Annotated in this window: 25 protein-coding genes; 14 read left to right on the top strand and 11 right to left on the bottom strand. The window is 73.3% G+C overall.

The window, feature by feature from the left end; genetic code table 11:
* Positions 1–64: 64 nt before the first annotated feature.
* Together ACF1BN_RS20050 and ACF1BN_RS20045 are read right to left on the bottom strand one after the other, a co-directional pair.
* A complete protein-coding gene (locus tag ACF1BN_RS20050; protein WP_392332898.1) occupies positions 65–349 on the bottom strand; it encodes a hypothetical protein in 285 nt (94 codons plus the stop codon).
* Positions 350–453: 104 nt separating this feature from the next.
* On the bottom strand, positions 454–2091 hold the full coding sequence (locus tag ACF1BN_RS20045; RefSeq protein ID WP_392332897.1) for a glycoside hydrolase family 20 protein: 1638 nt from the start codon (positions 2089–2091) through the stop codon (positions 454–456).
* A 150-nt stretch (positions 2092–2241) separates the two neighbouring features.
* Here ACF1BN_RS20045 and ACF1BN_RS20040 point away from each other — a divergent pair, with 150 nt between their 5' ends.
* The 5 genes from ACF1BN_RS20040 to ACF1BN_RS20020 all read left to right on the top strand — a co-directional run bounded on the left by ACF1BN_RS20040 (position 2242) and on the right by ACF1BN_RS20020 (position 6446).
* Entirely contained in the window at positions 2242–2853 is a 612-nt protein-coding gene (locus ACF1BN_RS20040; protein WP_392332896.1) for a 2-oxo-4-hydroxy-4-carboxy-5-ureidoimidazoline decarboxylase, read from the top strand.
* Between the two features lie 193 nt (positions 2854–3046).
* Positions 3047–3427, top strand: coding sequence for a succinate dehydrogenase, cytochrome b556 subunit (gene sdhC, locus ACF1BN_RS20035; protein ID WP_360312499.1), 381 nt, complete (start codon positions 3047–3049; stop codon positions 3425–3427).
* A gap of 8 nt (positions 3428–3435) precedes the next feature.
* Entirely contained in the window at positions 3436–3909 is a 474-nt protein-coding gene (locus ACF1BN_RS20030) for a succinate dehydrogenase hydrophobic membrane anchor subunit (RefSeq protein ID WP_360312501.1), read from the top strand.
* A 24-nt stretch (positions 3910–3933) separates the two neighbouring features.
* Positions 3934–5688: a succinate dehydrogenase flavoprotein subunit gene (gene sdhA, locus ACF1BN_RS20025; RefSeq protein WP_360312503.1), complete on the top strand. Its 1755-nt coding sequence runs from the start codon at positions 3934–3936 to the stop codon at positions 5686–5688.
* Positions 5688–6446 (top strand): succinate dehydrogenase iron-sulfur subunit, encoded by a 759-nt coding sequence (locus ACF1BN_RS20020; RefSeq protein ID WP_189847187.1) that lies wholly within the window; start codon positions 5688–5690, stop codon positions 6444–6446. The genes sdhA and ACF1BN_RS20020 overlap by 1 nt, the downstream gene beginning before the upstream one ends.
* Before the next feature lie 70 nt (positions 6447–6516).
* Here the strand turns inward: ACF1BN_RS20020 and ACF1BN_RS20015 are convergent, their stop codons facing one another.
* Both ACF1BN_RS20015 and ACF1BN_RS20010 read right to left on the bottom strand, forming a co-directional pair.
* Positions 6517–6813: a hypothetical protein gene (locus ACF1BN_RS20015; protein ID WP_392332895.1), complete on the bottom strand. Its 297-nt coding sequence runs from the start codon at positions 6811–6813 to the stop codon at positions 6517–6519.
* A 34-nt stretch (positions 6814–6847) separates the two neighbouring features.
* On the bottom strand, positions 6848–7387 hold the full coding sequence (locus ACF1BN_RS20010; RefSeq protein ID WP_392332894.1) for a MarR family winged helix-turn-helix transcriptional regulator: 540 nt from the start codon (positions 7385–7387) through the stop codon (positions 6848–6850).
* A 233-nt stretch (positions 7388–7620) separates the two neighbouring features.
* Here ACF1BN_RS20010 and ACF1BN_RS20005 point away from each other — a divergent pair, with 233 nt between their 5' ends.
* Positions 7621–10140 carry a DUF4132 domain-containing protein gene (locus tag ACF1BN_RS20005; RefSeq protein WP_392332893.1) on the top strand — a complete coding sequence of 840 codons (2520 nt, stop codon included), beginning with the start codon at positions 7621–7623 and terminating at the stop codon, positions 10138–10140.
* Here ACF1BN_RS20005 and ACF1BN_RS20000 read toward each other — a convergent pair.
* Positions 10112–10900 carry an alpha/beta fold hydrolase gene (locus tag ACF1BN_RS20000; RefSeq protein WP_392332892.1) on the bottom strand — a complete coding sequence of 263 codons (789 nt, stop codon included), beginning with the start codon at positions 10898–10900 and terminating at the stop codon, positions 10112–10114. The two genes, ACF1BN_RS20005 and ACF1BN_RS20000, sit on opposite strands and share 29 nt — an antisense overlap.
* 125 nt (positions 10901–11025) lie before the next feature.
* On the opposite strand from ACF1BN_RS20000, the gene ACF1BN_RS19995 reads away from it, so the two are divergent.
* From ACF1BN_RS19995 to ACF1BN_RS19985, 3 genes are read left to right on the top strand one after another with little or no spacing between them, the layout of a single operon-like run.
* The gene (locus ACF1BN_RS19995) at positions 11026–11439 is read left to right on the top strand and encodes a hypothetical protein (RefSeq protein ID WP_392332891.1); all 414 of its coding nucleotides are present in this window, start codon (positions 11026–11028) and stop codon (positions 11437–11439) included.
* Entirely contained in the window at positions 11436–11867 is a 432-nt protein-coding gene (locus ACF1BN_RS19990) for a thiol-disulfide oxidoreductase DCC family protein (protein WP_392332890.1), read from the top strand. Before ACF1BN_RS19995 ends, ACF1BN_RS19990 begins: the two co-directional genes overlap by 4 nt.
* 10 nt (positions 11868–11877) lie before the next feature.
* Positions 11878–12741, top strand: a complete 864-nt coding sequence (locus ACF1BN_RS19985; protein ID WP_392332889.1) for a TetR/AcrR family transcriptional regulator — start codon at positions 11878–11880, stop codon at positions 12739–12741.
* On the opposite strand, the gene ACF1BN_RS19980 is transcribed toward ACF1BN_RS19985, so the two are convergent.
* The 3 genes from ACF1BN_RS19980 to ACF1BN_RS19970 form a co-directional block, all read right to left on the bottom strand.
* Positions 12738–14291, bottom strand: a complete 1554-nt coding sequence (locus ACF1BN_RS19980; protein WP_392332888.1) for an ABC transporter substrate-binding protein — start codon at positions 14289–14291, stop codon at positions 12738–12740. The two genes, ACF1BN_RS19985 and ACF1BN_RS19980, sit on opposite strands and share 4 nt — an antisense overlap.
* A gap of 195 nt (positions 14292–14486) precedes the next feature.
* The gene (locus ACF1BN_RS19975; protein ID WP_392332887.1) at positions 14487–15914 is read right to left on the bottom strand and encodes a metallophosphoesterase; all 1428 of its coding nucleotides are present in this window, start codon (positions 15912–15914) and stop codon (positions 14487–14489) included.
* A 92-nt stretch (positions 15915–16006) separates the two neighbouring features.
* The gene (locus tag ACF1BN_RS19970; protein WP_392332886.1) at positions 16007–16252 is read right to left on the bottom strand and encodes an SCO4848 family membrane protein; all 246 of its coding nucleotides are present in this window, start codon (positions 16250–16252) and stop codon (positions 16007–16009) included.
* A 109-nt stretch (positions 16253–16361) separates the two neighbouring features.
* Between ACF1BN_RS19970 and ACF1BN_RS19965 the strand changes: the two genes are divergently transcribed.
* Complete coding sequence (locus ACF1BN_RS19965; RefSeq protein ID WP_392332885.1) at positions 16362–17687, top strand: D-alanyl-D-alanine carboxypeptidase; 1326 nt, start codon at positions 16362–16364, stop codon at positions 17685–17687.
* On the opposite strand, the gene ACF1BN_RS19960 is transcribed toward ACF1BN_RS19965, so the two are convergent.
* Positions 17608–18552, bottom strand: a complete 945-nt coding sequence (locus ACF1BN_RS19960; RefSeq protein ID WP_392332884.1) for a YihY/virulence factor BrkB family protein — start codon at positions 18550–18552, stop codon at positions 17608–17610. The genes ACF1BN_RS19965 and ACF1BN_RS19960 overlap by 80 nt on opposite strands.
* Positions 18553–18962: 410 nt before the next feature.
* Here ACF1BN_RS19960 and ACF1BN_RS19955 point away from each other — a divergent pair, with 410 nt between their 5' ends.
* On the top strand, positions 18963–20357 hold the full coding sequence (locus tag ACF1BN_RS19955; RefSeq protein WP_392332883.1) for an FAD-binding protein: 1395 nt from the start codon (positions 18963–18965) through the stop codon (positions 20355–20357).
* Positions 20358–20396: 39 nt separating this feature from the next.
* Positions 20397–21152 (top strand): decaprenylphospho-beta-D-erythro-pentofuranosid-2-ulose 2-reductase, encoded by a 756-nt coding sequence (locus ACF1BN_RS19950; protein WP_392332882.1) that lies wholly within the window; start codon positions 20397–20399, stop codon positions 21150–21152.
* A 68-nt stretch (positions 21153–21220) separates the two neighbouring features.
* Here ACF1BN_RS19950 and ACF1BN_RS19945 read toward each other — a convergent pair whose 3' ends face one another.
* Both ACF1BN_RS19945 and trpS read right to left on the bottom strand, forming a co-directional pair.
* Positions 21221–21802: a 2'-5' RNA ligase family protein gene (locus ACF1BN_RS19945; RefSeq protein WP_392332881.1), complete on the bottom strand. Its 582-nt coding sequence runs from the start codon at positions 21800–21802 to the stop codon at positions 21221–21223.
* A gap of 138 nt (positions 21803–21940) precedes the next feature.
* Entirely contained in the window at positions 21941–22954 is a 1014-nt protein-coding gene (gene trpS / locus ACF1BN_RS19940; RefSeq protein WP_392332880.1) for a tryptophan--tRNA ligase, read from the bottom strand.
* Positions 22955–23010: 56 nt separating this feature from the next.
* Between trpS and ACF1BN_RS19935 the strand changes: the two genes are divergently transcribed.
* Positions 23011–23613, top strand: a complete 603-nt coding sequence (locus ACF1BN_RS19935; RefSeq protein ID WP_392332879.1) for an RNA polymerase sigma factor — start codon at positions 23011–23013, stop codon at positions 23611–23613.
* Positions 23606–24427 carry a hypothetical protein gene (locus tag ACF1BN_RS19930; RefSeq protein ID WP_392332878.1) on the top strand — a complete coding sequence of 274 codons (822 nt, stop codon included), beginning with the start codon at positions 23606–23608 and terminating at the stop codon, positions 24425–24427. The genes ACF1BN_RS19935 and ACF1BN_RS19930 overlap by 8 nt, the downstream gene beginning before the upstream one ends.
* The last annotated feature ends 5 nt before the right edge of the window (positions 24428–24432 follow it).

The raw sequence follows: 24432 nt of genomic DNA, 5'->3' as shown, positions 1-24432 counted from the left end.
ACGCCTCCTCGCCACCCGATGCGGACGTTCTACGTCCACTTCTGCGCCAACAAGCGCGATCTCGTCACTTGGCGGCCGAAAGCATGCCAGTGGCCTCGGCGTGCTGCATAGAGGTCAGACGGTGGACGAAAAGGATGCCGAGGACGCCGGCGGTGACGATGAAGTACACGCGGGCGGCGAGGGCCGCCACCATGACCAGGCTGTTCTCCGCGGAGACGTACGCCTCGGCGGCGGTGGTCGGGTCGGCCGGCAGCCACGCCTCGGCGACCGCACTCGACAGGAACAGGAAGACGTCGACGCCCAGCAGGGCCATGACGGCGTATGCCAGGCCGTCGGGATTGCGCAGCATGAAGGTTCCCCCCAGGGACACAGGTGACCGGAGTGCCCCTCCCCCGAGGGGCCGGGCCGGAACCAATGCCATGCGGAACGGACGCGTCCGGGGAAAACCGCAGGTCAGCCCCGCACCTTCGTCGCCAGTGCGCGGAAGTCGGACCAGCTCCGGGTGGGTTTGCGGGAGTCCCACACCTTCTGGGAGAGCGCGGCGAGCGGGAGGCGGATGCCGGCGGCGACCTGTTCCGGGGTCTGGGCGTTCGCGAGGTCGCACCAGACGGCGAACCGGGCGCCGAGGATCTGGGCGTCGTAGCGGGCCGGGACCGGGGTGGTGCCGCGGACGACCAGCGGGGTCCACTGCTCGTAGATGCGGCGGCCGGTCGGATAGGTGAACTGGTTGGGCTCGCCGAGCACGTAGTAGAGGTACTCGTCGTTGAGGTTGACCAGCTCGCGGCCCGCCTGGAGGTACGGGAGCGGGGGCCGGGCGCCGAACTCCTTGCCGGTCCAGTACTCGACCTCGATGTCCTTCGCCGCGCTCACCACCCCGCCGGCGAAGAAGCCGTCGTTCCACGCCTTGAGGGTCTTGCCGGTCGGGCGGACGGTGGCGGCGCGGTCGTTGAGCCAGTCGGTGGCGAGGTCCTGGACGCGGCCGGACGGCCCGTACGCCTCCCGCGCCGCCTTCGCGAGCTGCGGGTAGCTGGCCTCGGGGTCCTTCGCCATCAGGGCCACGTACTCGTCGGCGCCCAGGTGCCAGTAGGCGCCGGGGAAGAGGGCGGTGTACTCGCGCAGCAGGTCGTCGACGATCCGGGCGGAGTCCGGATCGGAGATGTCGACCGCCCCGCGCGGGGTGCGGCCGGTGGCGCTGACCAGCTGGAGGTCCGGGTGGGCGTCGATCACCGCGCCGAGGTGTCCGGGCGAGTCGATCTCGGGGACGACGGTGACGTGCCGGCTCGCGGCGAGCGCGAGGATCCGGCGGACCTCCGCCTTGGTGAGGTGCTGCTTCGAGACGACCTCGGGGTGCGAGTCCGACTCGATCCGGAAGCCCTGGTCGTCGGAGAAGTGCAGCCCCAGCTGGTTGAGCTTGAGATCGCCCATCTCCCGGATGCGGTCCTCCAGCCAGGCGGCCGTGAAGTGCTTGCGGGCGATGTCCACGTTGAGCCCGCGCTGCGGCTTGGCCGGCCGGTCGGCGACGGTCCCCTCGGGCATGGTCCCGGCCGACCTGACGGACTGCTTGAGGGTGCGGGTGCCGTAGAAGACGCCGGCCTCGTCGGGACCGGCGATCCGGACCCGGCCGTCCTCCACCGTGAGCGTGTACGACTCGGGGGCGCCCTCGCCGCCCAGGGCCAGCTCGACGTCGCCGGGACCGGCGGCGGCCTCGCCCCGGTAGCGCAGGCCCAGCTCCTGGGCGATCAGGCGGCCCTCGTCGGCGAGGCCCGCGCTGTCGGCGCCGAGGACCACCCCGGCGCGCGGTCCGGGCTTCCAGCCGGGGCCGCTGGCCGGCTCGTGGGAGCGGACGGCGGGGACGGTGCGGGGGGCGCTGGAGAGCGGATACGTCCGGGTCGGCGTGGGGGTGGGCGTCGGGGTGGGGGACGGCTCCGCGGCCGTGGTGCCCGGAGTCGTGCCGGAGGGGGCCGCGGGGGCCGCGGAGGGGGAGCCCGCGCCGGACGGAGAGCCGTTCGAGCAGGCCGCCACGGTGGTCAGGGCCACCGCGGCCGCCAGCAGAGCGGAGCCGCGCAGGAGGCCCCGTGGGGAGTACCGCATCACACGGCATCCTCCCTCACCCGCGACGGTCCGGCCATCCGGCGGATCCGGACCGAACGGAACCCCCGCGTCCATCACACGTTCCTAAACTCTCCCTTCCGGGTGAAATTCGCGCACCCGTCGGACACTTCCCCCGTCCCGTCGATAACGTTGCGTCACGCCCACCCCATTCGTCCCGCCGTCCCGGAGCCCACGCTGACCAGCGACACCCACGCCCCCTGCCGCAAGCCGGGACCGGCGGACGCGCCTGCCATACCCGCCCAGAAGTCCTCCGGCGCCCCGCACGGCCTGCTGCTCCTCAACGCCGCCGCGCCCGCCGAGGCGGTCGGACTGCTGCTCTCCTGCTGCCGCAGCCGCCGCTGGGCCGAGCGGATCGCCGCGCACCGGCCCTACCCCACGGTGGACGCCCTGCTGGCCGCCGCCGAGGAGGCCGGGTACGACCTGACCGGGCCGGATCTGGACGAGGCGCTGGCCGCCGAGTCGTCCGCGCCGCACCCCGACGCGCCGCCGGCCGCCAGGACCGCGCTGCACGCCGCCCACGCCGCGTACGAGAGCCGGTTCGGGCACGCGTTCGTCATCAGCCTGAACGAGGTGCGGCCGGGCGAGCGGCTGGACGCCGTCCTGGCCGGGATCCGGTCACGTCTCGGCAACGAACCGGACGAGGAGCGGGCCGTCGCGGCCGACGAACTGCGCCGGCTCGCCCGCTCCCGGCTCGCCTTCGCGCTCGCCCAGGGACTCACCCACGGCCACGCGGAGCTGTGATTCTCCCCGGAAAGGGCCGATTCCGCCCCGGACGATAGTCCGTCCGTGCCTGTTTGATCACACTGACGGACCCCGCGCGAGCGAACCGACAAGTCGTCGCTACGATGACCGGGGCCGGTGGACCGTACCCGGCCGGGCCAGACCGACAGAGAAGCCGGCCGGGCCCCGATCCCCGCTCCCGGAGGGTTTTTCCGTGCCGGCTGGAACGCTGTACCGCGGCCGGGAAGGAATGTGGTCCTGGGTGGCTCACCGAGTCACCGGCGTCCTCATCTTCTTCTTCCTGTTCGTACACGTGCTGGACACCGCTCTCGTCCGCGTCTCGCCCGAGGCGTACGACGAGGTCGTCGCGACCTACAAGACGCCGATCGTCGCTCTTCTGGAGTACGGCCTGGTCGCCGCCATCCTCTTCCACGCGCTGAACGGTCTCCGTGTCATCGCCGTGGACTTCTGGTCCAAGGGCCCGCGCTACCAGAAGCAGATGCTCTGGACCGTCGTGGGCATCTGGGCCGTGCTGATGGCGGGCTCCGTCTACCCCGTCCTCGGCCACGCCGCACGTGAACTGTTCGGGAGCTGATCTCAGACATGTCTGCTGACACCACCTCCGCGATCGGTCCCGTCGAGGGCGCCTCCTACGACGCGGACAACCCCGCCCCGTACATCGAGGCCCCCCGCAAGCGCACGGGCAGGACCCCGCGCGCCACCCGCGGCAACTTCGAGATGGCCGCGTGGCTCTTCATGCGCCTCTCGGGCGTGGTCCTCGTGGTCCTCGTCCTCGGCCACCTGCTGATCCAGCTCTTCCTGGACGGCGGCGTCTCCAAGATCGGCTTCGCCTTCGTGGCCGGCCGCTGGGCGTCCCCGTTCTGGCAGGTCTGGGACCTGCTGATGCTGTGGCTCGCCATGCTGCACGGCGCCAACGGCCTCCGTACCGTCATCAACGACTACGCGGAGCGTCCCAACACGCGCCTGTGGCTCAAGGGCCTGCTGTACACCGCCACGGTGTTCACCATCCTTCTGGGCACGCTGGTGATCTTCACCTTCGACCCGAACATCCGCTAGGCACGGGGCTGAGGTAACCACGCCATGAAGATCCACAAGTACGACACCGTCATCGTCGGCGCCGGCGGCGCCGGCATGCGCGCCGCCATCGAGGCGACGAAGCGCAGCCGCACCGCCGTGCTCACGAAGCTCTACCCCACCCGCTCCCACACGGGCGCCGCGCAGGGCGGCATGGCCGCCGCGCTGGCCAACGTGGAGGAGGACAACTGGGAGTGGCACACCTTCGACACGGTCAAGGGCGGTGACTACCTGGTCGACCAGGACGCCGCCGAGATCCTGGCGAAGGAGGCCATCGACGCCGTCCTCGACCTGGAGAAGATGGGCCTGCCCTTCGGCCGCACGCCCAACGGCGACATCGACCAGCGCCGGTTCGGCGGTCACTCCCGCAACCACGGCGAGGCCCCGGTCCGCCGCGCCTGCTACTCGGGCGACCGCACCGGCCACATGATCCTCCAGACGCTGTACCAGAACTGCATCAAGGAGGGCGTGGAGTTCTTCAACGAGTTCTACGTCCTGGACCAGCTCATCGTCGAGGTCGACGGCGTCCGGAAGTCCGCCGGCGTCGTCGCGTACGAGCTGGCCACCGGCGAGATCCACATCTTCCAGGCGAAGGCCGTGGTCTACGCCTCGGGCGGCACCGGCAAGTTCTTCAAGGTGACGTCGAACGCCCACACCCTGACCGGTGACGGCCAGGCCGCCTGCTACCGCCGCGGCCTGCCCCTGGAGGACATGGAGTTCTTCCAGTTCCACCCGACGGGCATCTGGCGCATGGGCATCCTGCTGACGGAGGGCGCCCGCGGTGAGGGCGGCATCCTCCGCAACAAGGACGGCGAGCGCTTCATGGAGAAGTACGCGCCGGTCATGAAGGACCTCGCGTCCCGTGACGTCGTCTCCCGCTCCATCTACACGGAGATCCGCGAGGGCCGCGGCTGCGGTCCCGAGGGCGACCACGTCTACCTGGACCTGACGCACCTCCCGCCGGAGCAGCTCGACGCCAAGCTCCCGGACATCACCGAGTTCGCCCGTACGTACCTCGGCATCGAGCCCTACACGGACCCGATCCCGATCCAGCCCACCGCGCACTACGCCATGGGCGGCATCCCGACCAACGTCGAGGGTGAGGTCCTCCTCGACAACACCACCGTCGTCCCGGGCCTGTACGCGGCCGGCGAGGTCGCCTGCGTGTCGGTGCACGGCGCCAACCGCCTCGGCACCAACTCGCTGCTCGACATCAACGTCTTCGGGCGCCGCGCGGGCATCGCCGCCGCCGAGTACTCCCACAAGCACGACTTCGTCGAGCTGCCGGAGAACCCGGAGTCGCTGGTCGTCGCGCAGATCGAGAACCTGCGCAACTCCACGGGCACCGAGCGGGTCGCCGACGTGCGCCGCGAGCTCCAGGAGACGATGGACGCCAACGTGATGGTGTTCCGCACGGAGCAGACCATCAAGACGGCCGTCGAGAAGATCGCCGAGCTGCGCGAGCGCTACAAGAACGTGTCCATCCAGGACAAGGGCAAGCGCTTCAACACCGACCTCCTGGAGGCCGTCGAGCTGGGCAACCTGCTCGAACTGGCCGAGGTCATGGCCGTCTCGGCCCTGGCGCGCAAGGAGTCCCGCGGCGGTCACTACCGCGAGGACTACCCGAACCGCGACGACGTCAACTTCATGCGCCACACGATGGCGTACCGCGAGGTCGGCGAGGACGGCTCCGAGACCGTGCGTCTCGACTACAAGCCGGTCGTGACGACCCGCTACCAGCCGATGGAGCGTAAGTACTGATGGCCACCCCCGTTCTGGACAAGGTCGAGGCGGAGTCCGCCGCCTCCCCGTACATCACGGTCACCTTCCGGATCCGCCGCTTCAACCCCGAGGTCTCGGACGCGGTGGTCTGGGAGGACTTCCAGGTCGAGATCGACCCGAAGGAGCGCGTGCTCGACGGTCTCCACAAGATCAAGTGGGACCTGGACGGCACGCTGACCTTCCGTCGCTCCTGCGCGCACGGCATCTGCGGTTCCGACGCCATGCGGATCAACGGCAAGAACAGGCTCGCCTGCAAGACGCTGATCAAGGACCTGAACCCCGAGAAGCCGATCACCGTCGAGCCGATCAAGGGCCTCACGGTGCTGAAGGACCTCGTGGTCGACATGGAGCCCTTCTTCCAGGCGTACCGCGACGTCATGCCCTTCCTCATCACCAAGGGGAACGAGCCGACCCGCGAGCGCAAGCAGTCCCCCGAGGACCGCGAGCGCTTCGACGACACCACCAAGTGCATCCTGTGCGCCGCGTGCACGTCGTCCTGCCCGGTCTTCTGGAACGACGGCCAGTACTTCGGTCCGGCCGCGATCGTCAACGCGCACCGCTTCATCTTCGACTCGCGCGACGAGGGCGGCGAGCAGCGCCTGGAGATCCTGAACGACAAGGACGGCGTGTGGCGCTGCCGCACCACGTTCAACTGCACGGACGCCTGCCCGCGTGGCATCGAGATCACGAAGGCGATCCAGGAAGTGAAGCGCGCGCTGATCACGCGTCGCTTCTGACCTCCTCCGCGTGGCGCGAAGGCCCCGTCCCCCTCCGGGAGGCGGGGCCTTCCGCCTGTCCGGGGCCGGGTCAGCCGCCGACCAGGGGGACCAGTCTCAGGAAGACGACCTCGGTGGCCGGGCCGAGCGTCACCCACTCGTCCGGGTCCTCGATCTGGCGGTCGCCGACCAGGACCAGGAAGCCGTTGCGGCCGAAGGCCTCCAGGGCGCGGGCGAGCGCGGCCTCGTACCCCTCCGGGCCGGTCTCCAGGGCGACCCGGCGGGCTATCAGCTCGCGCAGCGGCAGGCGCTCCTCGGGGACGGCGAGGGGCTCGCTCGCGGTGCGGGCGCCGAGGGTCGTCTCGTCGACGAAGGTGACTGTTCCCATGCCGACGAGCGTAGGGACCGCCACTGACAACCGGTCAGTGGTACCCGTGCGGGGCGGCCTGGTCCGCCTCCGCGGCGAGCATGACGCGGCGGAGCAGGTCGTTGAGGGTGACGCGCTCGGCGGGGCCGAGGACGCCGAGGAGCCGCTCCTCCTCGCGGCCGAGGACGTCCATGGCGCCGAGCCAGGTGGCGCGTCCGGCGTCGGTGAGCTCGACGACGATCCGGCGGCGGTCGGTGGTGGAGGGGGTGCGCCGGACCAGGCCGCGCTGCTCCAGGGCGCCGAGGCGGCCGGCGACCGAGGCGGGCGGCAGGTCGAGGTCCTGGGCCAGTTCGGAGGGGGCGGCGGTGCCGCCGCGGCCGGCCAGTTTGTGCAGGGTGTCGAACTCGTGGCGTTCGAGGTCGAAGTCGAGGAGGGACTGCTCGCGGACCCGGCGGAGGTGGACGGAGAGCTTCTTCATCCGGGTGACCGCGCCCTCGACGACGGGGTCGAGCTCGGGCAGGACGGGCCGCCAGCGGGCCACGTGGCCGTCGGTCCAGTCCTGCTCCTGGGGCGCTGAGGGGTCCGGCTGGTTCATGGGGCGATCGTACGTGCGGGGGTCCGGCCCGTCCGGGCGGCGCCACCTCGGCGCGTACGGGCCCGCGCGCCGTGCGGGGGTCCGGCCCGTCCGGGCGGCGCCACCGCGGCGCGTACGGGCTCCCGCAATCCGGCTCCGGCCTCGCGTACGGGCCCCGCGGTCCGGCCCCGGTATTCCCGGCCCCGCCCGGGAGGCGGTCGCCGTTGTCGGTGGCGGGTCCTACCGTGGTCGGCATGGTGGGGATCACGGGCCCGGTGAGCGGGCTGGACGAGGCGGTGGCCCGCGAGCGGGCCGGACAGGCGGGGGCTCTCACGGAGTTCCTGGACGGGCTCGACGCGGCGGGGCGGCGCTCGGCGGCGTTCGCGCTCCAGCGTCACGGGACGGACCGGGAGTCCGCGGCGCGCGGGCTCGCCCACCTGGCCGGGCAGCGGCTCGGCTGGTCGGCCGCCGAGTCCGACCTGCTGCTCGCGCGGCTCCTCGGCCGGGACGCGGACTTCGCCCCGCACGAGCTGCGCGAGGCGTTCCTCGTGGTGGTGCCGATCGCCGTCGCGGTCGCCGAACAGGTGGAGGACTACGACCGGCCGCGGCTGCGGACGCTCCGTCTCCTGGCGGAGTCCTACCGGTGGTACGGGGACACCGGGGAGTACAAGGAGATCCGGGGCCGGATCGACGCGCTGCTGGCCCGCGAGGCCCCGGTCGTCGACGGCCGGCTCCCCCGGCACCTGCTCGACGGGCTCGACGACTACGGCCCCGCGATGCGCGAGGCCCACGGGGAGCTGCTGTCGGGTCCGGGGGTCGCCGCGTTCCTCGGGCACTGCGCGCTGCTCGACAGGCCCCGGGCCACCCGGGTCTGGCGGAAGCGCGCGGCGGGGCTGCTGGCCGGGGCGGAGCGGGGCGCGGAGGTGGTGCGGCGGCTGCTTGAGGGGATCGCCGCGCAGTCCGAGCACCGGGTCCACGACCTGAACCCGTTCGGCATGGGGCTCGCGTCGCTCGCCGGGGACGCCAACACCTCCCTGGTCCGCGGCCTGTTGTGGGCCGCGCCCGAGCTCCGGGAGGAGTGGGTGGTGCCGCTGGTCGGGGCGGTCGCGCTGAACGCGGGGACGGGGCTCGGCGGGTCCGGGGGGATGTGCCGCAGCCAGCCGATCGCGACGGCGGCGGTCGCCGTGCTCGGGGAGCTGCCCGCCGACCGGGCCGAGCAGGCGGTGGCCGAGCTCGGACGGCTGCCGAGACGGGTGGTCAACCGGACGGTGGTCAAGGGCATCGCCCGCGCCCGCGAGGCGGTCTCCGCGCGGGCCGGGGTGACCGCCTCGATGCTGCGGGAGCGGGCCGTGCCGGCGCTCGGGCTCGACGGGCGCGGGGCGCGGGAGGTGGCGCTGGGGGCGTACACGGCGGAGCTGGCGGTACGGCGGCCGGGCACGGCGCTGCTCTCCTTCAGGGGCCCGGAGGGGAGGCTCCTGAAGACCGCGCCGAAGGAGGTGCGGGAGGCGCGCGCCGAGGAGCTGAAGGAGCTCAGGGCGGGTCTGCGGAAGCTGTCGGCGCTGCTGGCGGAGGAGCGGGGCCGTCTCGAGGAGCACCTGGCGGCGGGCACGACCTGGCCGGCGGAGGACTGGCAGCGGTACTACGCGGACCATCCGGTGACGGGCGCGGTGGCGCGGGCGCTGGTCTGGGAGGTCCGGGGCGGTGAAGGGGCCGGGGACGGCCGCTGGACGGCCGGGCTTCCCGAGCGGGCCGGCGGGGGCTGGGCGCTGGCGGCGGCGGACGGCACCGCGCGGCCGGTGACGGCGGGCGACCGGCTGCGGCTGTGGCATCCGCTGCGGGCCGGGGACGAGGAGGTCGCCGAGTGGCGGGCGGCGCTGCTCGACCGGGAGGGGCGGCAGCCGTTCAAGCAGGTGTTCCGCGAGGTGTACCCGCTGACGCCGGCGGAGCGGGAGACCGCCTCGTACTCGAACCGCTTCGCCGGGCACGTGCTGCGGTACGGGCAGGCGCGGGCGCTGATGACGGGCCGGGGCTGGGCGGGGAGGCACCTGGGGTACTTCTCCGAGGGCGACTCGTCCGAGCTGGTGAAGGAGCTGCCCGCGCCGGGCGAGCTGCCGGCCGCGGAGGGGACGCGGTGGCGGGCCCGGTTCTTCGTGGATCTGGTCGACCCGGGGGCGTACTCGGACGGGGCGGCGGTGCTCTGCTCGACCGATCAGGTGCGGTTCGAGCGGAGGGCGGGCTCGGCCGGGCCGCGGGCGTGGGAGGAGGCGCCGCTGGAGGAGGTGCCGGCGCTGGTGCTGTCGGAGGCGCTGCGGGACGTGGACCTGTTCGTGGGGGTGGCGTCGGTCGGGGCGGATCCGGACTGGCGGGACCGGGGCGCGGACCGGGCGTACGGCGACTACTGGATGCGCTGGGGCTTCGGTGAGCTGGGCGAGGGGGCGCGGGTGCGGCGGGAGACGCTGGCCCGGCTGCTGCCCCGGATCCGGATCGCGGACCGGGTGGAGCTGACGGACCGGTTCCTGCGGGTGCGGGGGGAGTTGGGGGCGTACCGGATCCATCTGGGTTCGGGAAACGTGCTGATGGAGCCCTCGGACGCGTATCTGTGCGTGGTGGTGGACCGTTCGCGGGAGGCCGGGCGGGCGGCGGGGAAGGTGTTCCTGCCGTTCGAGGAGGACGGCGGGATGTTGTCGGTGATCCTGTCGAAGGCCTTCCTGCTGGCGGCCGACGACCGGATCACCGACCCGTCGATCACCGCCCAGTTGCGGCGGGGGCGCTGACCTCGGCGAGGTGGTCGAGGAGGAGGCGCAGGGTCTCCTCGGGGCGCTCCAGGGACGGCAGGTGGCCGGCCCAGTCGAGTGCGAGGCGGTGGCCGGCCGGGAGCAGGGCGGCGAGCCGGTCGCCCATGGCGCGGAAGTCGGGGAGGTCGTGGGCGCCGGTGACGACGAGGGCGGGCACGCCGATCGTCGCGAGGTCGTCCTCGGCGACGCCGGTGGGCAGGGCCTCGTGCTCCTCGGGGACGTCGAGCTGGAGCTCGAAGGCGCGGCGCTGCATGGTGTGGACGAGGGCGCGGGCCTCGTCGCCGCCGTCGGGGCCGAGCCACAGCTCGACGTTGAGGGCGGTGGCGGCCTCCACGTCGCCGGCGTCGAGGAGGGCCCCCTCCCGCTCCCAGAAGGCGGTGAGTTCGGGTCCCGCCTCGTGCTCGACGGGGGCGGCGGGGCAGAGCAGGGTGAGCGAGGCGGTCCGGCCGGGGTGGCGGACGGCGAACTCCAGGGCGACCTCGCCGCCGAAGGACGATCCGACGAGTGCGGCGCGCTCGACGCCGAGGTGGTCGAGGAGGTCCCGTACGTCGTCGGCGTGGACGTGCGGGGCGTCGGCGGGGGTCTCGCCGAAGCCGCGGAGGTCGCAGCGGACCACGTGGTGGCCGGCGTCGGCGAGGGCCTGGAACTGTCCGTCCCACATCCGGCGGTCGCAGACCCCGGAGTGCAGCAGGACGACGGTGAGGGGGCCGGTGCCGGCCGTGTCATGAGAGAGCGTCACCCGCGTGACTCTAGGCGCGCCCGGTCTCTTCGGCCACACCTTTCCCCCAGCGACTTGAACACGTTCAAGAGGAGGTCTACAGTCAGGATCGCCAACATTTGAACGCGTTCAAGGGAGCGTGGGGCATGGACCTCACTGTCGTCGCGTACATCGCCTACCTGCTGATCAGCGTGGCCCTCACCATCTGGGTCGCCCGCACCCTCAGCCGCAACGGGCGGATCTTCCTCTCCGACGTCCTGCACGGGAACGAGAAGCTCGCGGACGCCGTCAACCACCTCCTGGTGGTCGGCTTCTACCTCGTCAACTTCGGCTTCGTCGCCCTCTACCTGAGCCAGGACGAGGCCGTCCTCGACGCCCGGGAGCTCTTCGAGGCCCTCTCCGTCAAGCTCGGCGTCGTCCTCCTCGTCCTCGGCTTCATGCACCTCGGCAACGTCTACGTCCTCAACAGGATCCGCCGCCGCGGCGTGATGGAGCGCGAGCAGGTCCCGCCCGTCGCCCCGCAGGGCTGGACCACGACCGCGCCCGGTGCCGGGGCATGACACCCGTCGGGCGCCTGACCGTGCTGTACGACGCCGACTGCCCGCTCTGCGTGCACCTCCGGCACTGGCTGCTGCGCCAGCGGCAGCTCGTCCCGCTCGACCTCGTCCCGGCCGGCTCGCAGCGGGCCCGGAAGCTCTTCCCCGACCTCGACCACGCCTCCACCCTGCGGGAGATCACCGTGGTCGGGGACCGGGGCCAGGTGTACCGGGCCTCGGCCGCCTGGATCGTCTGCCTCTGGGCGCTGGCCGAGCACCGGCCGCGGGCCCACTGGCTCGCCACCCCCACCGGGCAGCCCTTCGCCCGGGCCGCCGTCCTCGCCGCCGCGAAGTGGCGCGAGGTGCTCAAGGACCCCGGACGGCAGGGCGGACGGCCCGTCGACGGCTCCTGCGCGACCGGGCACTGCGAGGTGCCCGGTCCGCCCGGTTAGGCTCGGCTCCGTGAAGGACGCGAAGGAAGAGAAGAAGGCCCCGGACGCCCCCCGGGCCCCGGACGCCCCTCCGGCCCCGGACGCCCCTAAAGCCCAGGGCGCGCCGAAGGCCCCGAAGAGCGAGCAGACCCGGACCCTCATCCTGGAGACCGCGCTGCGGCTCTTCCGGGAGCGGGGGTACGACAAGACCACCATGCGGGCCATCGCCCAGGAGGCCGGGGTCTCGGTCGGGAACGCCTACTACTACTTCGCGTCCAAGGAGCACCTGGTCCAGGGCTTCTACGACCGGATCGCCGAGGAGCACCAGGCAGCGGTCGAACCGGTCCTGGAGAACGGCGAGAAGGAACTGGTCGCCCGCATCCGGGGCGTGCTGCTCGCCTGGCTCGACATCGCGGAGCCGTACCACGAGTTCGCGGCCCAGTTCTTCAAGAACGCCGCCGACCCGGACAGCCCGCTCTCACCCTTCTCGCCCGAGTCGGAGGGCCCGCGCGAGGCGGCCGTCGAGGTGCACCGCCGGGTGCTGTCCGGCGCCTCGGTGAAGGTCGACCCCGAGCTCTCCGAGGCGCTGCCGCGACTGCTCTGGCTCCAGCAGATGGGCCTGGTGCTGTTCTGGGTGTACGACCGCTCCGAGGACGCCGCCAACAGCCGGCGCCTCGTGGAGCGGCTCGCGCCCGTGACCGCCCGTGCGATCTCCCTCTCCCGCTTCCGCATCCTGCGCCCGCTGGTCAAGGAGACCCACGAACTCCTCGCGGACTTCATGCCCACGGCGGCCGGGATGGCGGCTTCGGGACGGCCCCGCAGGGCCGCCCCGCGGAAGGACGGGGACGAGGGCTCCCCCCAGGAGTCCGGCCCCGTCACCCGGGGCGGCTCCTAGAGCCAGGAGAGCTCCCAGAGGCGCCAGATGCCGGTGCCGTCGGAGAGGTTCTGCGAGCCGCCGACGGCCTCGGTGGCGAGGACGTAGTCGTTCTTCTGCCAGAGCGGGACCAGCGGGACGTCCTGGGCGACCTCGTCCTGGATGTGCTTGAAGTCGCCGGTCGTCCGGGAGCGGTCGTCGTGCCGCTGGGTGTCGGTGATCAGCTTGTCGACGGCCTTGCTGGAGTAGCCGTTGTCCAGGGTGTTCCCGGTGCCGACGAGCGGGGCCGTGAAGCTGTCCGAGTCGGGGAAGTCGGGGAGCCAGCCGACGGTGTAGGCGTCGTAGGCACCGCTGGTGTAGCCCTTCTGGAAGGTCTGCCAGTCGGCCTCCACGACCTTCACCTCGAAGAGCCCGGTCTCCTCCAGCTGCTTCTTGATCTGGGCGGTCTCGGCCTTGTAGGTGGCGTCCTGCCGGTAGCCGAAGGTGAACCGGACCGGCGTCTGGACACCGGCGTCCTCCAGCAGCTTCTCGGCCTTCTTCGCGTCCGGCGCCGGGTAGCGGTCGTAGAAGGCCGTGCTGTGGCCGACGAAGCCCTGCGGGATCAGCGAGTACAGCGGCTCGACGGTGCCCTTGTAGGCGCCGGTGGTGATGGCCGGCCGGTCGAGGACCGCCGCGATCGCCCGCCGTACCGCCTTCTCCCCCATCGGCGAATCGGCCCGGGTGTTGAAGACGATGTTGCGGATCTCGGCGCTCTCCGCCTCGGTGAGGCGGGTGCCGCCCTGGGCGTCCAGGTTCTCCACGAAGGACGGCGGCAGCTGGCGGTGCGTCACCTGGACGTCCCCGGCCTTCCAGGCGTTCGCCAGGTCGTCCGACTGCTTGTAGTACTTCACCAGGACCGGGCGGCCCGTCCCGGGGAGCGCGCCGCGGTAGTTCGGGTTCGGCTCCAGCAGGGCGCTCTGGCCGGGCTTGTACTCCTTGAGGAGGTACGGGCCGGTGCCGTCGACACCGTTGTCCTGGCGCAGCGCGTCGGCCTGGTAGCGGTCGCGGTCGACGATCGACCCCGCGCCGGTGGCCAGCTTCAGCGGGAAGGTGGCGTCCCGGCCGCCGAGGTTGAAGGTGACGGTGAGGCCGTCGGCGACGACGCTCTTCAGCGTCGGGAACAGCGCCGCGGGACCGACCTCGTCCTTGATCTTCAGCATCCGGTCGAAGGAGTACTTGACGTCCTCGCCCGTCACCTTGCGCCCGCTCGGGAAGGTGAGGTCGCCGCGGAGGGTGCACTGGTACGTGCTGAGCTTGTCGCCCACGAACCGGCAGTTCTCGGCGGCGTCCGGCGTCGGGGTGGTGAAGCCCGGCTTGAAGGTCAGCAGCGACTGGTAGACGTTGCTGTAGATCGCCCAGGAGCCGGCGTCGTAGGCGCCCGCCGGGTCGAGCGAGGTGACCTCGTCGGTGGTGCCCACGGGGACGGGGTCGCCACGGCCCTCGTCGGAGGGCAGGAGTTGCCAGCCCCCCACCCCCGCGGCCACCAGTACTCCACAAGTGATGAGGATCCGGAGACGGACCGTCGACCGCATTGCCGTGCTTCCTTTATTCGTGCAAATACCCCAAAGAGCGACGGCCCCCGAACTGTCGCGTTTGCGCCACCCAATCACACGGTTTTCACGGGGGGAAGGGGAAACTTTCACAGGGCATGCATATGTCCGGGAAATGCGAATTTAAGTCGATGAGCAGCACGTATCGACCCCGGAGCAGGGAGTGACAATCTCCGATTACGCCTGTTTCGAGGCGAGTTGGACGACGGTGATGTCGGAGGGCGCGCCGACCCGGACCGGCGGCCCCCACGCGCCGGCGCCCCGGGAGACGTACAGCTGGGTGTCTCCGTACCGCTCAAGACCGGCCACGGTCGGGTTGGCGAGCTCGGCGAGGAAGTTGCCGGGCCAGAGCTGGCCGCCGTGGGTGTGTCCGGAGAGCTGGAGGTCCACGCCGTGGGCGACGGCGTCGTCGATGACGATCGGCTGGTGGGCGAGGAGGACGGCCGTCCGGGAGCGGTCGCGGTCGCCGAGCGCCCGGCCGAAGTCGGGGCCCTGCCCCTCGCTCTCGCCGGCCACGTCGTCCACGCCGGCCAGGTCGAACCCGGCGGGGATCTCCAGGCGCTCGTTGCGCAGCGGGCGCATGCCGAGGTCGCGGACGTGGTCGACCCAGGCGTCGGCGCCGGAGAAGTACTCGTGGTTGCCGGTGACGAAGAAGGAGCCGTGCCGGGCGCGCAGCCGCGCCAGCGGCTCCGCGGCGGACCCGAGGTCCGCCACACTGCCGTCGACGAGGTCGCCGACGACGGCGATCAGATCGGGCTGGGTGGCGTTGACCGCGTCGACGATCCGCTGGGAGTGGGCGCGCCCGAGGATCGGCCCGAGGTGGACGTCGGAGACCACGGCGATCCGGTACCCGTGCGCGGCCCGGGGCAGCTTGGCCAGCGGCACGGTCACCCGCTTGACCCGGGGCCCGCGCAGCACCCCGTACGCCCCGTTCGCGACGGTCCCGGCCGCGACGGCGGCCGCGGCACCGCCGACGACCCGCGCGACGAAGAGCCGCCGGGACACGTCGGAGACCGGCGGCCCGGCCACGGCCTCGGCGGCGGGAGCGGCAGCGGCCTCGGGAGCGGGACCGGCTTCGGAGGCGGGACGGGCGTCGGGAGCGGGGCCCTCCGCCGCCTCCGTCACGGGCGCGGACGGGGACGAAGACGGGGACGGGGACACCTTCTCCCGCTCCGGTACGGGAACGGGCGTGGGCGCGGGCGCCGCCACGGCCGTCGGCGCGGCGGCGGGCTGGGCGGCCGGCGCGGCGGCCGGAGCTGCGGTGGCCGGAGCTGCGGTGGCGGTGGCGCGCCGGGCGAGCGCCCGGTTCAGCACCGGCCGCACCGCCTCGCCCACCACCAGCGCCAGCACGACGTACAGCAGCAGCGCGAGCCACAGGAACCCGGGCCAGGCCACCACCTGCTGGACCACGAACGGCACCCCGGCGCGCCCGGAGACGAGCGCGGCGACCGAGAGCAGCGGCAGCACGACCAGCAGCACCGTGCCGACGCGCCGTGCCCGGCCGCCGGGCACCGTGACGTCCCGCACCAGACGGCGCCACACGTACCAGTGGACCGCGCCGAGCAGCGCGAGCACCAGGACGAGGAAGAACAGGAAGGCGATCACGCCCGGTACCTCGCTTGCGTCGGTGGGGTGTCAGTCGGTGGGGTGCCAGTCGGTGCGGGCGTCAATCGGTGGGGTGTCAGTCGGTGCGGGCGTCAGTCGGTGGAGCGACGCGAGGCGCGCACCCCGCGCAACCCGATCACGCCGATCACCGTCCCCAGAACAAAGGACGTGACGGCGAGCAGCAGATGGACCCAGAAGTAGGCCGTCGGGTCTCCGGCGTCGTCGAAGGCGAGGCCGCTCCCGTCGTTCCAGAGGTTTTTGACGAAAGTGACCCAAATGAACCAGCTCCAGACTCCGAACGCGAGCAGGAACCAGGAGACGCGGCGGCTGAGCTTCATGGGCTCAGTATCACCGTCCGCCCCGGGCGGCCCGCGTCCGGGTGGAGGCGGGGTGGGACAAGGGGGCGCGGGGTTCGGATCGGGGGCGCGGGGCTGTACGTTTTCGATCGTGTCTGCTTCGAACAGGACCGCTGGTGCGGTCGCCGCCGCCCTGTTGCTTCCGCTCGTGTTCGCCGCCGGGCCCGCTCACGCGGATGAACCGGTGAGGCCGGGGGCCACCACGAAGGCGCCGGAGAAGAAGGAGGAGCAGCCGAAGCCGCCGCAGCAGATGTCGTCGGTCGGCGGGGTGCTGCTGGGGTTGCCGGGGACCCAGGTGAAGCTCGGCACCGGGGCGCCGGTGCTGCCGAAGGAGTTGTCCGCGCGGTCGTGGATCGTGGCCGACGCGGAGTCCGGCGCGGTGCTGGCCTCGCACAACGCGCACTGGCGGCTCGCTCCGGCGTCGACGCTGAAGATGCTCTTCGCGGACACGCTGCTGCCGAAGTTCAAGGACCAGAAGCAGGCCCACCTCGTCACGGCGCGGGACCTGGCGGGGCTCGGCGAGGGCTCCAGCCTCGTCGGGATAAAGGAGAAGCAGACCTACACGGTCCGGGACCTGTGGCTGGGGGTCTTCCTGCGCTCCGGGAACGACGCCGTGCACGTCCTCACGCAGATGAACCAGGGGCTCGCCAAGACCGTCGCCGAGATGAACGCGCACGCGGCCGAGCTCCAGGCGCTCGACACCCGGGTCAAGTCGCCGGACGGGTACGACGCCCCGGGGCAGGTCTCGTCGGCGTACGACCTGACGCTGATCGCCCGCAGCGGCATGCAGAAGGAGGAGTTCCGGGAGTACGCGGCGACCCCGCGCGCGGCCTTCCCCGGCGAGGCGAAGCCCGGGAAGAAGCGGGAGACCTTCGAGATCCAGAACACCAACCGGCTGCTGACCGGCGACTTCGGCATCGCCCCGTACCCGGGCATCGCCGGGGTGAAGAACGGCAACACCACGCACGCGGGCGCCACCTTCACCGGGGTCGCCGAGCGGAACGGGCGGGTGCTGCTCGTCACCGTCATGAACCCCTCGTCGAAGGAGCAGCACGCGGTCTACAAGGAGACCGCGCGACTCCTCGACTGGGGGTTCGCCGCGTCGGGGAAGGTGACGCCGGTGGGTGAGCTGGTGCCGCCGAGGAGCGCGGTCCCGTCGGCGCGCCCGGTGGGCGGTACGGAGTCGGGCGCGGCACCCGCGCCGGGCGACGAGCGTCCGGCGACGGGCGGTCCCGCCGTGGCGTCGGCCGCGAAGCAGGGCGGCTCGGGCGGGGTCGGGATCGCGCTGGCCGTCGCCGGCGGGGTGCTGGTGCTGGTCGCGGGCGCGGTCTTACTCGTCAACCGTCGCTGGCCCGCGGGGGGCGGTGCGCGTCGTCGGTCGCGGACGGCCGCTCCGGATCCGGACGTGAATCCGTAGGCGCGTCGGCCGTCCCGGCCGAGCCGACCGCCGTCCAGGCGGAGCAGAAGAGCAGCAGTTTCGCGGTGAAGTTGATCCACAGGAGCAGGGCCACGGGCACGCCGAAGGCGCCGTACATCGACTTCGCCGCGACCTCCCGCATGTAGCCGCCGAGCAGCAGCTTCAGGAGTTCGAAGCCTGCGGCGGCGATCAGGGCGGCCACCACGAGGCGCCGGCGCGGCGGTTCGACGCCCGGCAGCCACTTGAGGACGTAGAGCAGGATCAGGAAGTCGGCGGCCATGGCGACGAGCACGGCGGCGCCCTGGAGCAGGACGCCCTCGGCGCCGCCGCCGGAGATGCCGAGGCGGTCGGCGGTCCAGCCGACGGCGGTGGAGCCGAGCCAGGACGCGGCGAGCGAGCAGAGGGCGACGCCGCCCAGGCCGACGAGGATGACGGCGTCCTTGCCCTTGCGGACCACCGGGTTGCCCTCGTCGGCGTCGTCGAGGCGCCAGACGGCCAGCAGGCAGTCCCGCATCGAGCCGATCCAGCTGATGCCGGTGAAGAGCAGCAGGGCGCCGGCGACGAGGCCGACGGTGCCGGCGTTGGCGACGAGGCCGCCGATGTCGAGCTGGTCGGAGATGCCGGGGACCTGGTCGGAGAGCTTCTCCTCGATCCGGTCGAGCTGGTCGTCGGTGAGCAGCGCGGCGCCGACCGCGGCGGCGACGGTGATGAGCGGGAAGAGGGCGAGGAAGGAGAGGAAGGTGATGGCGGCGGCGAGCCTGGTCCAGTGCACCTCGTCGAGCCGCTCGTAGGAGCGCCAGGCGTGCGTGCGCATGAGCCGGGCGACCCAGGGGCCGATGACGGGGAGCTTGGTCAGCCAGTCCATGGTTCCAACGTACGAGGCGGGGGTGCGCGGGACGCGCATCCGGGGCCGGACACCCCGGAACTGCCGTCGCGGCCGCACGCGGTGACGGAGAGCGCGCGGGGCCGTCCGTCGGGAGCCCGCCGCGTGGATGCGGGGGCCGTCCGTCGGGCGCCCGCCGCGTGGGTGCGGGGGAAGGGTGGGGCGGGGTGGGGCGGGGCGTGACCGCCGCGCCTCGGGTGCCGCCGTCCCCGGCAGGGGCGGGGGGCAACCGTCGTGGCTGCGCCGGTCGTGGTCAACCCGCTGCCGGGCAGGCCGGTTTGCCGTCGCCGGGGGACGGGCGCGGCCGCTCGGCGGGAGGGGTGCCGCGACGCACCGACACATCGAGCCACAAGAGCCGCATAAGAGACAGATGGGGCGCTACCGTCACTCTCATGGCTGTCGAGACCTTCCTCCCGGACGACGACTGCGTGCCGCTCACGGGCTCCGGCGGCACGGCTCCCTCCCTGGCGCTGCTCGCCCGTCCCCGCTCCGCCCCCGAGACCGCCCGCGCCGTGCTCGGCCGGGGCGCCCGCGGCGTCGTGGCCCGCGGGCACGGCGGCGCCTGCGGGGACGCGGCGCAAAACGCCGGCGGCACCGTCCTCGATCTGACCCGGCTCGACCGGATCCACGGCCTCGACCCGGTGGAGGGCGTGGTGGTGTGCGAGGCGGGCATCGGGCTCGACCGACTGGCCCGCTCCCTCCTGCCGCACGGCTGGCGGCCACCGCTCGGCCTCGTCGACGCCGTCCGCCCGGCCGGCCGCCGCGCGGGCACCGTCGGCGGCGCGATCGCCCGCGGCGCCCTCGCCGGCCGGGTCCGCTCGCTCGAACTCCTCACCGCCGACGGGACCGTCACCACCGTGCGGCCCGGCGATCCGCTCTGCGACGCGACCGTCGGCGGCCTCGGCCTCACCGGCGTGGTCCTCTCCGCCGCCCTCGCCCTGCGGCCCGTCGAGACCGGCTACGTCCGCGAGCGGTCCGCCCGCTTCCGCGACGCCGACGCGCTCCTCGCCCACTGGACCGGAACCGGCGCGCCCCGGGGGCCGCACGCGCGCGCGTGGGTCGAGCTGTCCGGCCGGGGCCGCGCCGTCCTGACGACCGCCGAGCCCGTTCCGTACGCCGGGCTCCCCCGGGGCCACCGGGCCCGCCGCGACCCGCTGGGCCTGCCGTCCCGTGCGGGCGCGACCGGTGGTGGGTTGCGGCCGCTGCCGGGCCTCGCCCGCCCCCGTCCGCTCCCGCCGTACGGCCCCGGGGCCCTCGGCGGCCTCCTCGCTGCCCCCGGCCCCGGAACGTACGCCGCCGGCGCCTCCCTCCTGCCCCTCCTCCCCCGGTTCCTGGCCTTCCTCGGGGACTCCGGGGTCTCCCCCGTGCCCGGGCTCCTCGGTCCCTTCGTGCGGTACCGGTGCGCCGTGCCGGAGGGGCGGGAGGAGGAGCTGCGCGGGATCCTCGGCCTGCTCGCCGCCCGGCGCTCGCCCGCGCGGGGCGCCCGGCACGCGCGCGTGGAGCGGGTGGAGGCCGACGGGACCGGACCGCTGGCGTTCCCGGTGCGCGGCTGGTGCCTGGAGCTCGACGTGCCGGCCGGCGCGCCGGGGCTCGGGCGCTTCCTCGACGTCCTGGACGAGCGGGTGGCGGCGGCCGGCGGGCGGGTCTGCCTCGCCGAGGACGGCCGGCTGCGGCCCGCACTGCTCCCCGTGATGTATCCGCGGCTCGACGCCTTCCGGGAGCTGCGGGCCGCGCTCGATCCGCGCTCCGTGTTCCGCTCGGACCTCTCCCGCCGCCTCGGCCTCTGAAACCGTTCGATCCGTTCATGAGTGATCAGGAGTGATGTCGTGAAGGACGCCTTCGGGGCCCCTCAGTCCCTGCTGCTGCTCGGCGGCACGTCCGCCATCGGGCTCGCCACCGCGCGCCGGCTGATCGCCCGACGCACCCGGACGGTCTGGCTGGCCGGCCGCCCCTCCCCCGAGCTGGCCGCGGCGGCCGGGTCGCTGCGCGCGCTCGGGGCGGAGGTGCACGTCGTGCCCTTCGACGCGCTGGACACCGACGCGCACGCGGAGCGGCTCGGGCGGGTCTTCGCCGAGGGTGACGTCGATCTGGTGCTGCTGGCCTTCGGGGTCCTCGGTGACCAGGCGCGCGACGAGTCGGACCCGGCGGCCGCGGTGCGGGTCGCGCAGACCAACTACACGGGGGCCGTCTCGGCGGCACTGGTCTGCGCGGGCGCGCTCCAGGCGCAGGGGCACGGCTCGCTGGTGGTGCTGTCGTCGGTGGCGGGCGAGCGGGGGCGGCGGGCCGACTTCATCTACGGCTCGTCGAAGGCGGGGCTCGACGTCTTCGCGCAGGGGCTGGGGGACGCGCTGCACGGGACGGGGGTGCACGTGATGGTCGTGCGGCCCGGTTTCGTCCGCTCGGCCCGGACGGCGGGCCGGCCGGAGACGCCCCTGGCGACGACGCCCGAGGCGGTGGCCGGCGCGATCGAGCTGGGGCTGCGCCGGCGCTCGGAGACGGTGTGGGTGCCGGGCCCGCTGCGCCTGGTGGCGTCGGCGCTCCGGCACGTACCGCGACCGCTGCACCGGCGACTGCCGGTGTGAGCCGCCGAGGGTCCCCGGGGGGGTGGGGGCCCAGGAGGTCCGGGGACGGCTCCGGGGACCCCGCGCCTCTAGGAGGTCGAGCGGATCGGGGTGCCGCCCTGGGCGGGGACGGCGGAGATGGGGCGGCCGCTGCCGAACTCGTAGTCGTACAGCTTCCGCCACACGCCGTCCGTGCCCTGCTCGTAGAGGGCGAAGGAGGAGCAGGTCCAGGCGGCCTCGTAGCCGGCCAGTTCCTCGAAGGCGCGGTCCATCGCCTCCTCGGCGATGCCGTGGGCGACGGTGACGTGCGGGTGGTACGGGAAGTGGAGCTCGCGGACGAGCGGGCCGGCCTCCTCGCGGAGGCGGGCCTGGAGCCGGTCGCAGCCGGCCGTGCCCTCGGCGAGGGTGACGAAGACCACCGGGGAGAGCGGGCGGAAGGTGCCGGTACCGCTCAGCCGGATCCCGAAGGGGAGCGAGTCGGCGGCGACGCCGGCGAGGTGCGCCTCGATCTCCGGCAGCCGGTCCTGGTCGACCTCGGTCGGCGGGACGAGGGTGACGTGGGTGGGGATGGCGTGCGCGGCGGGGTCCCCGAAGCCCGCGCGCCGCTCCTGGAGCAGGCTGCCGTGAGGCTCCGGGACCGCGATCGAAACGCCGAGCGTTACGGTCCCCACGTCGTTCTCCTCCGTCGTGTCGGTCGGTCGTTCGGCCGGGTCGGTGTGTGGTGGTGCAGCGCCAGTGTGCGGCCTGCACCACCCTTTCGGCCAGGGCCGTCGGACCCCGTGCCGTCTCCGTTTCGTTCCAGTGTCGTCTCAGTGCTTCGCGGGCAGGAAGCCGATCTTCTCGTACGTCGCGGCGAGGGTCTCGGCGGCGACCGTACGGGCCTTCTCGGCGCCCGTCGCCAGGATCGAGTCCAGCGTCTCGGGGTCGCCCAGGTATTCCTGGACGCGGGTCCTGAAGGGCGTGACGAAGTCCACGACGACCTCGGCGAGGTCGGTCTTGAGGGCGCCGTACATCTTGCCCTCGTAGCTCTTCTCCAGCTCCGCCACGCCGGTCCCGGTCAGGGTGGACATGATCGCGAGGAGGTTGGAGACGCCGGGCTTGTGCTCCGGGTCGAAGCGGATCACCGTGTCGGTGTCGGTGACGGCGCTCTTGACCTTCTTGGCGGTGACCTTCGGGTCGTCGAGGAGGTTGATGAGGCCCTTCGGCGTGGAGGCCGACTTGCTCATCTTGATCGACGGGTCCTGGAGGTCGTAGATCTTCCCGGTCTCCTTGAGGATGTACGGCGCCGGGATGGTGAAGGTCTCTCCGAAGCGGCCGTTGAAGCGCTCGGCGAGGTCGCGGGTCAGCTCGATGTGCTGGCGTTGGTCCTCGCCGACCGGGACCTGGTCGGCCTGGTAGAGGAGGATGTCGGCGACCTGGAGGATCGGGTACGTGAAGAGGCCGACGGTGGCGCGGTCGGCGCCCTGCTTGGCGGACTTGTCCTTGAACTGGGTCATGCGGGAGGCCTCGCCGAAGCCGGCGAGGCAGTTCATGACCCAGCCGAGCTGCGCGTGCTCGGGGACGTGGCTCTGGACGAAGAGCGTGCAGCGCTCCGGGTCGAGGCCGGCGGCGAGGAGCTGCGCGGCGGCGAGCCGGGTGTTGGCCCGCAGCTCGGCGGGGTCCTGCGGCACGGTGATCGCGTGCAGGTCGACGACCATGTAGAAGGCGTCGTGCGACTCCTGGAGGGCGACCCACTGGCGGACGGCGCCGAGGTAGTTGCCGAGGTGGAACGAGCCCGAGGTGGGCTGGATCCCGGAGAGCACGCGGGGAGCATCAGAGGCCATGCACATCATTCTCTCAGGTGTGGGAACCGATCCCGGACTTCCGGTGTACCAGGAGTGTGAGGACACGGGAGGGGGGCTCGGCCGTCGTCGACGAGAGCGCCGTGATCGCCCGGGTGCGCGCCGGAGAGCCGGAGGCGTACGCGGTGCTGGTCCGCGCTCACACGCCGGTCGCGCTGCGGGCGGCGGTCGCGTGCGGGGCGGGCGCGGAGGCGGAGGACGTGGTGCAGGCGGCGTTCTTCAAGGCGTACCGCTCGCTGGGGAGCTTCCGGGAGGGGGCGTCCTTCCGGCCGTGGCTGCTGAGCATCGTGGCCAATGAGACGAGGAACACACTGCGTTCGGCGGGCCGGCAGCGGGCGGTGGCCGGGCGGGAGGCGGAACTGCTGTCGGGCGAGCCGCTGATACCGGAGTCGGCGGACCCGGCGGTGGCGGCGGTGGACGGCGAGCGGAGGCGCCGGCTGTGGGCGGCGCTGGACGCGCTGGCGGAGGAGCACCGGCGGGTGGTGGTGCACCGCTATCTGCTGGAGCTGGACGAGTCGGAGACGGCCGAGGCGCTGGGGTGGCCTCGGGGGACGGTGAAGTCGCGGCTGAGCCGGGCGCTGAAGAAGCTGGGGCTCGCGCTGGAGGCGGCGGAGGCGAAGGGAGGTGGGGAGCGTGCGTGAGGAGGAGCGGCCCCGGGGGCTGCCGGAGGAGCTGCGGGAGCTCGGGCGGTCGCTGCGGGTGCCGGACGTGGACGGCGAGTCGATGGCCGAGCGGGTGCTGGCCCAGCTGCTCGCCGAGCACGCGCCGGTGCCGGTGGCGGCTCCCGCGCCCCCGCCGGAAGTCGGGTCGGCGGGGCGGGAGGCGTGGTGGGGGTGGTTGCGGCGGCGGTGGCGGGCGCTGCTCGCGGCGCTCTCCGGGGTGCTGGTGGTGGCGGTGCTGACGCCGCCGGTGCGGGCGGCGGTGGTGGAGTGGCTGGGGGTGGGGGTGGGCGGGGTCGCGGTGGAGTACGCGCCGGGGGCGCCGCCGGTGCGGGCGGCGGAGGTCCCGGGGTGTCCTGATCCGGTGCCGGTGGCGGAGGCGGCCCGGCGGGCGGGGTTCGCGCCGCTGCTGCCGGAGCCGGCGGGGGCCGCGCCGGTGGTGTCGGTGGCGGGGTCGGGGCCGCGGGTGGTGGTCGGGGTGTGCTGGCGGACCGCGCGGGGGGTGGCGGTGCGCCTAGACCAGTTCGCGGCGCGGCTCGATCCGGCCTTCGAGAAGACGGTGCGGGTGGCGCCGGAGCCGGCGGTGCTGCCGGACGGGACACGGGCGTACTGGTTCGCGGCGCCGCACCAGCTGGCGGTGCCGCTGGCGGCGGAGGACGGCTCGGTGTGGAGCCACGAGGTGCGGGCGGCGGGTCCGACGCTGCTGTGGGTCCGCCCGTCGGCGGGGCTCACGCTGCGCCTGGAGGGCATACCGGACCGGGCGGAGGCGCTGCGGGTCGCGGCCTCCGTCCGGTAGCGGCG

This window comes from Streptomyces sp. NPDC014861 (assembly GCF_043081625.1).
GTDB lineage: Bacteria > Actinomycetota > Actinomycetes > Streptomycetales > Streptomycetaceae > Streptomyces.
The sequence above is the reverse complement of the archived record's forward strand: the minus strand, read 5'-3'. Positions and strand labels throughout refer to the sequence as shown.